The organism is Paraglaciecola aquimarina, from assembly GCF_032464635.1.
Classification (GTDB): domain Bacteria; phylum Pseudomonadota; class Gammaproteobacteria; order Enterobacterales; family Alteromonadaceae; genus Paraglaciecola; species Paraglaciecola aquimarina.
The window spans coordinates 4,416,189-4,429,491 of record NZ_JAWDIO010000002.1 but is presented as its reverse complement, the minus strand read 5'-3'; the positions used below and the strand labels follow the sequence as shown (position 1 = coordinate 4,429,491).

At 42.1% G+C, this 13,303-nt stretch carries 11 protein-coding genes; 7 read left to right on the top strand and 4 right to left on the bottom strand.

Annotation, left to right across the window (positions count from 1 at the left end):
• Window positions 1-30 precede the first annotated feature (30 nt).
• The 3 genes from RS130_RS21975 to dnaK form a co-directional block, all read right to left on the bottom strand.
• On the bottom strand, window positions 31-273 hold the full coding sequence (locus RS130_RS21975; RefSeq protein WP_316027694.1) for a hypothetical protein: 243 nt from the start codon (window positions 271-273) through the stop codon (window positions 31-33).
• A 12-nt stretch (window positions 274-285) separates the two neighbouring features.
• Window positions 286-1,446 (bottom strand): Na/Pi symporter, encoded by a 1,161-nt coding sequence (locus RS130_RS21970; RefSeq protein ID WP_316027693.1) that lies wholly within the window; start codon window positions 1,444-1,446, stop codon window positions 286-288.
• Window positions 1,447-1,886: 440 nt separating this feature from the next.
• Window positions 1,887-3,800, bottom strand: coding sequence for a molecular chaperone DnaK (dnaK, locus tag RS130_RS21965; protein WP_316027692.1), 1,914 nt, complete (start codon window positions 3,798-3,800; stop codon window positions 1,887-1,889).
• 279 nt (window positions 3,801-4,079) lie between these two features.
• Between dnaK and RS130_RS21960 the strand changes: the two genes are divergently transcribed.
• The 3 genes from RS130_RS21960 (at window position 4,080) to RS130_RS21950 (ending at window position 5,968) form a co-directional block, all read left to right on the top strand.
• Complete coding sequence (locus tag RS130_RS21960; RefSeq protein WP_316027691.1) at window positions 4,080-4,838, top strand: Crp/Fnr family transcriptional regulator; 759 nt, start codon at window positions 4,080-4,082, stop codon at window positions 4,836-4,838.
• Window positions 4,839-4,880: 42 nt separating this feature from the next.
• Complete coding sequence (locus RS130_RS21955; protein WP_316027690.1) at window positions 4,881-5,534, top strand: peroxiredoxin-like family protein; 654 nt, start codon at window positions 4,881-4,883, stop codon at window positions 5,532-5,534.
• Window positions 5,535-5,779: 245 nt separating this feature from the next.
• Complete coding sequence (locus tag RS130_RS21950; protein ID WP_316027689.1) at window positions 5,780-5,968, top strand: antitermination protein NusB; 189 nt, start codon at window positions 5,780-5,782, stop codon at window positions 5,966-5,968.
• A gap of 26 nt (window positions 5,969-5,994) precedes the next feature.
• Here RS130_RS21950 and RS130_RS21945 read toward each other — a convergent pair whose 3' ends face one another.
• Window positions 5,995-6,888 carry a DNA ligase gene (locus tag RS130_RS21945; RefSeq protein ID WP_316027688.1) on the bottom strand — a complete coding sequence of 298 codons (894 nt, stop codon included), beginning with the start codon at window positions 6,886-6,888 and terminating at the stop codon, window positions 5,995-5,997.
• Window positions 6,889-7,106: 218 nt separating this feature from the next.
• On the opposite strand from RS130_RS21945, the gene RS130_RS21940 reads away from it, so the two are divergent.
• The 4 genes from RS130_RS21940 (at window position 7,107) to RS130_RS21925 (ending at window position 13,279) form a co-directional block, all read left to right on the top strand.
• Entirely contained in the window at window positions 7,107-9,491 is a 2,385-nt protein-coding gene (locus RS130_RS21940) for a fatty acid cis/trans isomerase (RefSeq protein WP_316027687.1), read from the top strand.
• Window positions 9,492-9,863: 372 nt separating this feature from the next.
• Window positions 9,864-11,135, top strand: a complete 1,272-nt coding sequence (locus tag RS130_RS21935) for a sulfite oxidase (RefSeq protein WP_316027686.1) — start codon at window positions 9,864-9,866, stop codon at window positions 11,133-11,135.
• 4 nt (window positions 11,136-11,139) lie between these two features.
• Window positions 11,140-11,520 (top strand): hypothetical protein, encoded by a 381-nt coding sequence (locus tag RS130_RS21930; protein ID WP_316027685.1) that lies wholly within the window; start codon window positions 11,140-11,142, stop codon window positions 11,518-11,520.
• Window positions 11,521-11,875: 355 nt separating this feature from the next.
• Window positions 11,876-13,279: a COG3014 family protein gene (locus tag RS130_RS21925; RefSeq protein WP_316027684.1), complete on the top strand. Its 1,404-nt coding sequence runs from the start codon at window positions 11,876-11,878 to the stop codon at window positions 13,277-13,279.
• Window positions 13,280-13,303: the final 24 nt, after the last annotated feature.

Below are 13,303 nucleotides of genomic sequence, written 5' to 3'. Positions count from 1 at the left end.
GTAAAAATAAGGAAACACTCCTCTGTTTCCTTACTTTCGTTTTTCGTCATTGGCTTTTTCTTTCAAATCATCGATTAAGTAAGCCAAAAACTGACGTATAGTAACTAAACTTAATTCAGCGTCAGTTATATGCTTTTCTAAGCGCCCAATTTCGTTAGCCTGTTGTAAAAACTCTCGCCTTTCTAGTTCTACTGTAAGCTGCTTAAGCGTGGACTCCGTGTCTACAATTAAAGCCTGCAGGCGTTCTGTACTTAGCACTTTGACGTCTGTCATATTATGCGCTCGCTAATTAAACTGGTTGGAAATAAATATGCATAAAGCTGGGATAATGAAGAAAACACTTAAGATATAAACCAAAGCTAACACTTTATTCTCAGAGGCTTTGCGCCCCATCCAAAGTGCGCAATTAACTGGAATGTAGCGCAAAAATGGTAAACCATATATTAATACTACGCCTAGAATATTGTATGTCAGATGGATAAACGCAATTTGTAATGCCGCTTCGCTATTGCCTGTTACTGCTGTAGCCGCGAGAACGGCTGTCACACAAGTGCCTATATTTGCGCCTAGAGTGAAGGGGTAAATTTGCTTTAAACTGAATGCCCCAGAACCGGCAAGAGGCACCATAAGTGAGGTTGTAGTAGACGACGATTGCACTAACACTGTGACCATAGCCCCCGAAAATATGCCCGATAAGGGGTTACGGCCGATGGCAGAATGCATGATGTTTTTTGCCTTGCCGACCATCAGTTTCTTCAGTAATTTACCCATTATGGTGATAGACACAAAAATCAAGACAATGCCAAACACGATGCAAATAACCCCACCCGTTTGCTCGCCAAAAGATTGAAATGTATATTTAACGTTATTGACCACTGGAGCGGTAGCCGCTTTAACAAAATTAAATCCATCGATTGACACTTGATTGCCGCCATACACTACATTGGCCAACATCGAGCCTAATTTTTCGAGCAAGCCAAAGGCAATTTCTAGCGGTAAAAATACTAAAACAGAAAACAAATTAAAAAAGTCGTGCACGGTTGCGGCTGAGAAGGCGCGAGAAAACTCTTGTTTAGCTTTTACGTGACCTAAAGAGACAATAGTGTTGGTAATAGAAGTGCCGATGTTGGCGCCCATCACCATAGGTACTGCGACTGATACCGGTAATCCGCCAGCTACTAGCCCAACTATTATAGCGGTAACAGTAGATGAAGATTGAATCAATGCTGTTGCGACAGTGCCTATAACTAAGCCAGCGAAGGGGTTACTGGCAAATTCAAATAGCTCCTTAGCATGTCCACCCGTGGCCATTTTGAAACCGCCACCAATAATGCTTACTGCACATATAAGCAAGTAAACCAGCATCGCCACCGTTAGCCACTGCGAAATATTATTCGAAGTTCGATCTGAATTATTTGATCCGATCGCGCTAGTTAATTCACTCATAAATGCATTCCAATAGTTATTTAACTACAGCAGTGTACGAGTGAATTGCGTAATTGTTATGACAGTTTGATGATCAAATAATGCTAATCTCATTAAATAGCTAACCCGAGTTCTGGATAGAAAGTATTATTTAAGCTAAATAATCCAACGCCGCTAGACAGTAAAAGAGCGTTATTGAGAGGTTCGGCTTATCTAGGATTAAGGTTAACTATGCAATTAGAGCGAACCAGACGTGTTTGCACTGAATGAACATTGGTTTATTGAAGTTGGTATTAATCTGCAGTGTATAAGGTGTTGGGTTTGCTGTATTGCCTAGGGGTTAATCGCGCATAAAAAAACCTCTAATAGTGGCTATTAGAGGTTTGAGATTTGATGGCTCATCGCTAGATTGTCAATAACTATCTAGTCTAGACTCGATTCGAGATAATGAGTGCTGTTAATTAGCCATTACTGACATCTTCAAAGTCTGCATCAATGATATCGTCATTCGCGCTTTTTTGGGCGCTTGCGTCAGTATTATATGCCTGTTGTTGATGACCCGTTTGAGACTGTCCCGCTTGTTGAGCTTGCATGATGTTAGTGTAAGCCTGTTGCAGGGCATTTTGACGCATTTCAATCGCTGATTTGTCATCTTGGTTTACAGACATCTTTAGTTGCTCAATGAGTGTTTTAAGCTCAGCTTGTTGCTCATCGTTTAAGGTGGCCATCGAGGTTTGTACAGTATGAATTAACTGGTCCGCCTGATTGCGCTGCTCCACTAGCTCTCGTTTGCGCTTGTCTTCAGAAGCATGGAGCTCACCATCCTTCACCAGACGGTTAATTTCGTCTTCGGTTAAACCACTTGACGCAGTAATTTGAATGCTTTGTTCTTTGCCAGTGGCTTTGTCTTTGGCCGATACATTTAAAATACCGTTTGCGTCAATATCAAAGGTGACCTCGATTTGCACTGAACCTCTAGGACCTTGCTGAATATCTGCTAAGTTAAATTGCCCAAGAGACTTGTTGTCTGCCGCCATTTCACGTTGACCTTGTAACACATGTACTGTTACCGCAGCTTGGTTATCTTCTGCCGTAGAAAACACTTCTGAAGCACGTGTAGGTATAGTGGTGTTTTTCTCAATTAGCTTGGTCATTACACCACCCAATGTTTCAATACCTAGGGACAATGGCGTGACATCAAGCAGCAATACATCATCTACTGTTCCTGACAAGACGCCTGACTGAATCGCTGCGCCCATTGCTACTGCTTCATCTGGGTTTACGTCCTTTCGAGGCTCTGTGCCGAAGAAGCTTTTTACCGCGTCTTGCACTTTAGGCATGCGGGTTTGACCGCCCACTAAAATAACGTCACTAATATCACTACTACTTACGCCAGCATCTTTTAAGGCCTGTTTACAGGGGGCGATCGTGCTAGTGACTAAGTCATCGACTAAAGACTCTAGCTTTGCTCGCGTGACTTTAACGTTTAAATGTTTTGGGCCACTTGCATCGGCCGTAATGTAAGGTAAGTTCACCTCGGTTTGCATGGCTGAAGATAACTCAATTTTAGCTTTTTCAGCAGCCTCTTTAATGCGTTGTAAGGCTAGAGAGTCTTGATGTAAATTTATCCCCGTTTCCTTTTTGAACTCATCAGTAAGGTAATTAATTAAACGTAAGTCAAAGTCTTCACCACCTAAAAAGGTATCGCCGTTCGTGGCCAGTACTTCAAATTGTTTTTCGCCGTCTACGTTTGATATTTCGATAATGGATACATCAAAAGTACCACCACCTAAATCGTACACCACCACTTTTTGGTCGACTTTGCTGTTTTTGTCTACGCCATAAGCCAAGGCAGCGGCTGTAGGCTCGTTGATAATTCGTTTTACGTTTAAGCCAGCGATTTTACCAGCGTCTTTGGTGGCTTGACGTTGTGAGTCATTAAAATACGCTGGGACCGTAATAACCGCGTCGGTGACGGTTTCGCCTAGATAGGCTTCTGCGTCTTTTTTCAGTTTACGTAGAATTTGCGCCGACACTTCTTGCGGCGATAGCGCTTTACCGTTTACTTCAACCCATGCATCGCCATTGTCAGCTTTGACAATTTTGTAGGGGGCCAGTTTAATATCTTTCTGCACTTCTTGGTCGTCAAACTTGCGACCTATTAAGCGCTTGATTGCAAATAATGTATTGCTAGAGTTGGTCACCGCTTGTCGTTTTGCGGGTTGACCGACCAGTGTTTCGCTATTTGCATAGGCAACAATAGATGGGGTGGTGCGGTTGCCTTCCGCGTTTTCAATGATTTTTGCTATGCCGCCTTCCATCACTGCTACACATGAGTTGGTTGTACCTAAATCGATTCCAATAATCTTAGTCATAATAATCACCTGTTAATTCGTTAAAAGTATTATAAAAAGTCTGTTGCTTTATGGCGTTTTCATGGTTAATGCCCAGTCAACATCTCGACTATTAAAACAACCTAGAAACCGACTAACATGAATGGTTTAAATTAGGTTGCTCAGTTAGTGGGGCAATAATACGGAGGAGCAAAATTTGCTTCTGTCACAAAAGTGACAGTTGCGCTAAATTTTTGCTATGTGGTGACATCTAGGTAAAATGCCACTACTCGATAGGCTAGAAGCTAATTCACTTTTACTATGCACAAACCAGCTCCACACCTCCCGCACAAAGCTAGTCCCGTATTGGTTAAACAAGCCAATTTATTTGCTGACTTACCGGCTACGTTAATTGAAGATTTTCAGCAAGAGTTTCAACTGAATGAATGGCATAAAGGTGACTATTTTAACTCGGCATTATTGACCGAGCGTTTTTTTGTGGTGTTAGAAGGTCAGGTAGAAATCAAACAATGTAATGCTGAAACAGGCCGAGAAGCTACCCTTGATATGCTATATGCTGGAGATTGTTTTGACTTAGTAGTGTTGTTAGACAATCAACCGCACGATGTCATAGTGTCGCCCTTAACCACAATAAAGCTGTTGTCGGTGAAACTGGATACAATGCGCCAGTGGTTGTGGAATTACCCAGCCTTTAATCAGCAATTCATGCCTTATTTAGCGCAAAAAATGCGAGAAAAAGAAGAGCTAGCGAGTAGCTTAGTGTTACACACTGTGCCGACACGATTAAGCCGTATTATTTTAAAGCACATCAACAAGATTAAGTTCTTTATAACCGGCAAAGAAGATGAGCAGCCACATGTAGTCAATGGACTAAGTGATGAAACCCTAGCGCGTATGTCTGGCACAGTCCGACAAATTGTAAACAAACAATTACAGTTGTGGAAACAAGACGGTACCCTGGACAAAAAGCGCAATCAATTGATCATCAATGACATGGCGGCGTTAGAAGAGCAGGCAAAACACACCAGTCACTTAACCAATAACCAGCAAAAAAGATGAATAGTGTATGTTTAACGATTCATCCTTAAGCCAGAGAGAATAATGACAAGTTTAAAGCAGCAAACAGAGGCGAAAATCGCCGAGACCCGACAGGGTAATCCAACGTTTATGCAAAATGTTGACGAGCTTATTCTGCAATCTAAGGCATTCGAACATGGTGCTGATGCCATTGCAGTGGGCAAGCAAGTTCCTCGTTTTTGTCTACCTAATCAAACAAAAGAACTAATATCTTTACAGCAACTATTAGCTAACGGCCCTGTGGTGCTGACGTTTTATCGCGGGAGTTGGTGCCCATATTGTAATTTGCAGCTTAGAGCATTGCAGGCAACGTTAGCAGAAATTCATGCTTTAGGTGCCGAATTGGTTGCTATTAGTCCAGAAGTGCCTGACGATTCGTTGAGTAAGCGTGAAATACATGATTTAGGCTTTGAGGTGTTGTCTGACCAAAGTGCAAGTATAGCTCAGCAGTATGGTGTGGCGTGGCAAGTACCAGAGGTATTGTTAGAGCATATGCGCGTAGACAGAAAGTTAGATCTAAATGCGATCAATAATGGCAATGGAAATATTTTGCCTATTCCAGCGACCTTTGTCATTAATCAAGATGGTATTGTCACTTGGCGCTATGTGGATGTAGATTATCGCACTCGTTCTGAGCCATCTGATGTAGTTGAGGCTTTGCGCAGTTTATTTAAATAACCTCAGCTAAATGTTACTCGGTAACGAAATTTTTGCTGTATAGCAAGACGGATTGTTGTACGTAATATCGTGTTATTGCTAAATAATCCAGCGTCGCTAGACACATAAAGAGCGTTATCGAGAGGTTCGGCTTATCTAGGATTCAGGTTAAATAGATATATGCGTCAGGTTATCGTTAGCATCTAACGTTAGCAGGTAAAAAAGGCTGTTTCGTTCGATTAATTAGTTTAAGGAAATCAAAAGGTATGGAAAGTATTATCACTTCAGGTTCGTATTTTGTGGGCTGGGGAACGCTCGCATTGATTAACGCTGGTCTAGCGCAAGGGAAGGGCAGAAAAGGATTGATTTGGTTTTTAATTTCATTGCTGCTGGGGCCGATAGCGACATTTTTAATAGTGGTAATGCAAGATGTAAAATCTTCAAACCATTACTAGTCATCGCTGTAGATCAATACTCTGTGCTATTTAGTGGGCTTTATCCGCAAAAAGCTAGCGAAACGGGGAATGCCTCTGGTGGTTAAACCGTAGTATTTGAAGGTGATCGTGCTGCCAATGGCTGGTGGCTGTTGACGTTCTGCGTCTGTAAAGCCCGAACCTATTTTAAATTGTGGGTTGTTATTTTTATTCGTCGGATCCACTAGTTCGACTAATAATGAGCCTAACATATTGCGGTATTTTCCTTTGCCCGCTATATACGCGATGACTATAGCTTCGGCGTCTTGATGTTTTTTTAGCTTGAGAAGTTGTGTACTACGACCATTCTGATAATAGGCATTTTTATGGTGTAACATGAGTCCTTCAGCGTTTTGTTCGACAAGTGCGTCTAGCTTTTGCATCAATTGTTGTTGATTGCTTAGACTAAACTGAGGGATAACCTGTAAGTAAGGACTATTCGTGGCAGCTACGAGATCCTGCATAGCGCTGTTACGCTGGCTAAAATGACCTTTATGGGTGGGTAAGTCAAACAACATGAAGGTTATTTTTTGCCAATCAGCGCTGGGTGTATCACGTAAAACTATTGAAGCTGTTTGTTGAAAACTGTTACGAGCCAGCCACAGCTCTCCATCTAAAACTTGGGCGGGAAAATGTTTCACAAACCAAAGTGGGGCGTGAATCATATTGCCATTGCGGGTGACTAGCGCAGTGCCCGTCCAGCGGGCCCTTATGCCATCAAGCTTTTCACTGACCCAATAGTCTTTTACATCAATGTCATCTTGATAAGTGGTGGCAAGTTGTTGAGAGAGCATTGTTGGGGGATTGATAGGTGTGTCACCACCTTGAGCAAAACAGAATGCCTTAGAGAATAACAGCAATAAAACTATTTGTAGGATCACTAGATAAATAGGTGAGTTCATATTCAGTGCTTTCCATGTCGGTGAATATTCAAAGCCTAGTGCAAAATGGCTATAATGTTAGGTCCGCATTTAAACCCATTTTGGGTTGCTTCGGCTTGAGTCAGCAGGTCTCTCAAGGTAAACTAGCATTTAATTTGATTTTGTCGCTGGTTACCTTATCTTCTTACATCCACACTTTTTAGAACCCTCTTTTGATACAACTTTGCTACTGGACATTTATGCGAAATAAAAATTTAGGCTGGATAAAAATATGCATTGGCGTCATGCTGGTTTTGACTGGCTGCGCGGCAATAGTTAATTTAGATTTAAATAAACTATATGGGCAACAAGATACTAGCAACCGAGTTGCCGCCATCAACTCAGCCAGTCCGGCGGCTATCTTTTACGAAAAGGATGTGGAACCGATAATTGCAAGCCGATGTGTGGTTTGTCACGCCTGTTACGACGCGCCGTGTCAGCTCAAAATGTCTTCGCCTGAGGGCATTGATAGAGGGGCAAATAAAGAAAAGGTTTACCATGGCGATCGCATATTAGCGGCCACTCCAAATCGATTGTTTATCGATGCACTCGATACAAAATCATGGCGTCAGCGTGACTTCTATCCTGTGCTAAATGAACGCACACAAGACGCTGAGGCAAATACTCAAGCTTCTGTGTTGGCTAAAATGTTGACCCAAAAGCAGCAATATCCTCAACCAAAGAGCAAATTACTGGATGAACGATTCGATGTGAGCATTGATCGTAGTCAGACCTGTCCTACTATGGAGGAATATCCAGGGTATGTGAAAAGCCAGCCATTTGCTGGGATGCCATATGCCTTACCTGAGCTAACACAGCAGGAGCATAATACCTTAATGCGCTGGATAGAAAGTGGGGCATTCATGCCAGCCCCTAGGCCCATTGCACAGAATATTCAGAATGCAGTTAACAATTTAGAAGTCTTTTTAAACGCTGATAATTTAAAAATGCAGTTAAGCGCTCGCTATATTTATGAACATTTGTTTAGTTCCCATTTATATTTCAGCGAATTGACTGATGTTGATACTCAGCCGCAATTTTTTAATTTGGTTCGTTCAAAAACGCCTATGGGTCAAGACATTGAGGTTATACCTAGCCGCCGACCTTTTGACCCACCTAAAGTTGATCGCGTGTATTACCGCTTACAGCCGGTCACGTCGACAATAGTCACTAAAGCCCACCAACCTTATGCTATTCATAAGGCCCTAACCGATAAATGGCAAAAATGGTTTGTGGACGCTGAATATAGCGTGAGCCAATTGCCTAGTTATGACCCCGTTATTGCCGCAAACCCATTGACCGCTTTTACCCAATTGCCGGTTAATGCTCGTTACCGTTTTATGTTAGAGCGCGCGCAAAATACCATCATGGGTTACATCAAGGGGCCTGTGTGTCGAGGGCAAGTTGCTTTAAACGTGATCAACGATCGATTTTGGGTCTATTTCATAAAACCCGAAGTGGCGGCCTCATCTAAAGTGAATGCATTTTACGAGTCACAAAAAGGTAATTTGCGATTACCAGCAGAAAAGCAAAGTACTGCTTTGGCGGTAACTTGGCTTGAGTACGCGGCGCGGCAAGGTGATTACATGCGGGCTAGGCATAAATTCATGGGGCAAACTCTTGAAGACGGCCAACATTTTACCGCCGATGATATTTGGGACGGGGACGGAGAGAATGATAACGCTACGTTGACTATTTTCCGCCATTTCGATAACGCCACAGTGATAAAAGGGTTGGTTGGAAAACCGCCTAAGACTGCATGGGTCATTGATTATGCCTTGCTTGAACGAATTCATTATCTATTGGTCGCAGGCTTTGATGTCTATGGTAATTATGGGCACCAGTTAATGACGCGTTTATATATGGATTTTTTACGTATGGAAGGCGAGTCTAACTTTTTAGCCTTTATGCCCGCCGAAAGTCGTCGTCAAGAACGTGCCTCTTGGTATCAAAAAGCGAGTCCCGAATTAACTTCTTTCGTTGAAGGTGACATTAGTCCGTTTGATCAACCCAGTGGACTGACATTTAAAACCTCAGCGCACAAAAAAGAGCTGTTCGAAATTTTTGCTAAACGAGTTGAAAAGGTGCAACCCACAAAGTTTAATGTGCAAGACAGTAAATTAAGCCCAAATAGTCAAGCTTTGATACAGCAACTTAATAATATAAAAGGTTTCTCGGCAGCGATTCTACCGGAGCTAAGCATGATCTTGGTTGAGCCACAAGACAGTGGACAAGCCGAAATTTTCACTTTGGTGCGCAATAGTGCCCATTTCAATGTGAATAGTTTGTTTAATGAAGGCGATAACCGAGATCCAAAAAATGACACCGTTACTTTGGTGCATGGGTTGTTGGGTAGCTATCCTGATGCGTTTTGGCGCGTAAAAGAAAGTGACTTAGCCAAGCTAGTGGTGAAGGCGCAGCAAATTAAAACGGAGCAAGATTATACGGCATTCATGGATTTGTTTGCGGTCAGAAGAACCACGGAAGATTTTTGGGCTTTTAGCGACAAACTAAATCAACTTTTTATGCAGCAAAATCCAATAGAAGGCGGATGGTTAGATTATAACCGCCTCGAAAACCGCTAAGCCAATCGGCTAGCAGCCTTAGGATACATCTAAGGTTGCTAGGTGATTTTGTATGAGGTTTATTCGTGACCCTCGCCATCATTTTTAGCTCACATCGTTCGTTTTTTTATTTGTGATTGGTCATTAAATTACTCATTTACATTTTGTTGCTTTATCCACCTTGATTAAGTTGTCACATAAATGTTAAAAAATGCCTTCTTTGTTTGTAACAACAAGTGAGTAGCAGTGTGTTGGCATAGTTTAAGTGTCAACACTGTCTTCGGCTTGGGCTATTTCGTTTTTTCATGTCCGTTTTCTAAATCTACGAACAAAATTATTGGCAATATTTCAAGGTAGCCTGCTGGCGCTTTCATCATAGGGAGTCGATTATTTATGACCAAAAAAACACTAGGTACAATTGTTGAACACACTGCTGATGCCGCTGAAAAGCAAGGTTTCACGCGACGTGATTTTATTGCATCTATGAGCGCTTTATTGGGTAGTCGCATTGTTTTTGCAGGTGCTTTACCTTTGGGCATGGTACCTGTTGCGTTAGCCAACAACGAACAAGCATTTAAGATTGCAGGTAAACATTCTGAGCTGGTGGTACTTAATGATCGACCCATTAACGCCGAAACGCCAGCCCATTTATTGGATGATAAAGTAACCCCTAGTGATAAATTGTTTGTCAGAAATAATGGCATTCCTCCTACTGAAATTGACCTAGATAATTGGACTCTCACTGTTGAAGGGGAGTCTGCCGAGCAAAAGAAAGTGTATTCAATTGCCGAGCTAAAATCGCGCTTTACTCATTACAGCTACCAATTAACCTTAGAGTGCGGCGGCAATGGCCGAGCCGAGTTCTCACCACAAGCTAAAGGTAATCAATGGACTACTGGAGCGGTGGGTTGTCCTAAATGGACGGGGGTGAGGTTGGCTGATGTACTAAAAGATGTGGGTATCAAAGCAGATGCGGTTTATATCGGTTATTACGGCAAGGATTCTCACTTAAGTGGCGATCCGAGTAAACAGGCTATTTCTCGAGGTGTACCTATTCAAAAGGCGTTGGAAGACGAGTGTTTAATTGCATGGGCTATGAATGATGAACAAATCCCGTTGATGAATGGTCACCCGTTACGTTTAGTTATAGGCGGCTGGCCGGCGTCTACTTCTGGAAAATGGTTAGAACGGATTGTGATTAGAGATCAGGTGCATGACGGGGCAAAAATGTTAGGCACTGCCTATCGAGTACCATGCAAGCCAGTGGCTCCAGGAACAAAAGTAGCTGATGAAGACATGTGTATAATTCATGCTATGCCGGTGAAGTCGTTAATTACTTTTCCAAAATCAGGCATTCATCAGAAAATTAAACAGCCTCTCAAATTAAGAGGACACGCTTGGGCAGGTGACAAAGAAATACAGCAGGTAAAAATATCAAAAGACTTTGGCCAAACATGGCAAACCGTGACGCTCGCTAAAGCTGTCAATAAAAACGCATGGCAACACTGGCAAGGCGAAGTCAGCTTCGATAAAACCGGATACTATGAAATATGGGCAAAAGCCACAGATAGTGATGGCATCAGCCAACCAATGATTTTACCTGGCTGGAACCCGAAGGGGTACTTGAATAATGCCTGTCATCGCGTTGCGATCCAAGTGGTGTAATGTAATGAAGTGGATAGCTTATATGAGCAAGAGTGGCAAAGTTGCAATGTTACTTACAGCACTGTTATTTAGTGGTTTAGCAATAGCGACAGAAAAGTCGCCAGTGGCCCTGCCGATAGATCCCGTAACAGGTTTGATTATCGACAAAAATTTTGAGTTAGTTAAAGCTCATTGTACAGCCTGTCATTCTGGAAAATTAGTCAGTCAAAATAAAATGTCTCGTCAAGGCTGGTTAAGTGCTATTAGGTGGATGCAAAAAACACAAGGTTTATGGCCTTTAGGTGAGGCAGAACCTATCATTCTAGACTACCTAGAAGCGCACTATCATCCGGTAGATGTTGGCCGCAGAGCTCCTTTGGCTAAAGCACTAATGCCCAGTAAATAATTATCGAAGTTAGGGAGGCTGGCACCGTATTTTTGCCACCCCCTATAAAATAATCCAGTATTATTCTATAGGGGGTTACCCTTGGAACAACCAAGAAAGCCTTTGGGCATGGAATATAGTGGAGCATAATCACCAGATCCCGCATTCAATTTGTGCGGCAAGAGCAACGGTAATATAACGTAACATTTACGCATCTATTCCTTCAGCATCTGTTCAGTTTAGTTTGCTAAATTAGCCCCCATAATATTAATACCGAAGTGAACTGAGAGATATTCGTCTACGTGCCCATTTACTTTATTCATCTAGGTTTGGGCCACTTAACTTAAGAACTTTATTGACTCGATACAAAAAATTAATGAATAAATCTCGTTTACCTACTTGCGCCATAGTCTTTCTAAGTCTTGTTTTATCAGGCTGTACTAGTATGCAGTTGAACGATTTGTTTTCAGGGTATGCCAAGCAAATGCAGGCAGTGCGAGTGGCTCAACAGGCAGGTGATTTTAACAAAGCTGCATATATGGTGGCAGACCTTGATACGGCGAACAATAACTATGCTTTAAGTATGTTAGAAAAAGGACGTTTGCAGTTTTTGGCCAGTAACTGGCAAGAGAGCCGCAAGAGCTTCGCAAATGCTTACTCCGTAATTGAAGCAGAGCGGGACAAAGCTAGAATACGTATTAGTCGAGGTGTGGATAACGTAGCGTCTATTTTGAGTAGTGACAATGCTATTGCTTACCAAATACCTGCTTACGAGCAAAGTATGCTGCATACCTACCAAGCGTTGAATTATTTGTATCTCGGTAGTGTAGAGGGCGCCTTGGTGGAGATCCGCAGAGCCAGCCTAGTTCATCAAAATGAATTGCCAGAAAGTACTGGTACATTGGCTGGCACAACCAAGCGTTACAGTAAAGAAGACCTTAACAGATTTTACCCTTCGATGAGCAATGTGATTGGTCGTCAAAAGAGTAGTGCAGACAATGCTTATACCTATTACTTGTCGGCTTTGATGTACGAGTTAGCCTCACAATTTAATGATGCTTATATTGATTACAAAAAAGCGTTAGATATATATCCAGACAATACCTACATACAAAAAGATGTATTGCGACTGGCAACTAAATTGGGGATGAGTGATGACTTAGCAAAATATACCGAGTTATTTGGAGCGTACCGCTTAACCCCTGATAATTCTGGAGAAGTGGTGATTTTGATAGAGCAAGGTATGGTGGCAAGCAAAAATGAAGTTTCACTAGATTTACCAATTTTTACTAGCCAGAATGAGCCTAGGTTTTTTAGATTTGCTTTACCAGTTTACCAGAATAGATTAGCGAGTAATAAACCTTACACAGTAACTTTTGGCCAGCAAAGCTATGAATCTCAAGAGCTTGTGAACCTGGCTTCGCTGGCTGCAATAGACTTGCAACAACAGATCCCAGAGCTTGTGACTAGACAAACTTTACGCTTAATCGCTAAAGAAAAGTTACGTAGTACCTTAAGTAGAAAAGGCGGAGATGTAGGCAACATACTTGCCCTTATTTACAATATGTCTTCTGAGCAAGCAGACACTCGCAGTTGGTTAACTTTGCCTGACGATGTACAAATGGTGCGTTTATCGTTACCAGCAGGGCAGCATATGTTGGAGCTTAATAATGGGGATAGCCCCCAAAAGGTTGAAGTGGATGTGCATGCAAAAAGGTTAACTATGATTAATGTGACAACCATTGGCAGACAGCAAAATTATCAGATTTTGAATTTATAAATTGGCTCTGCAACAAAATGGGTC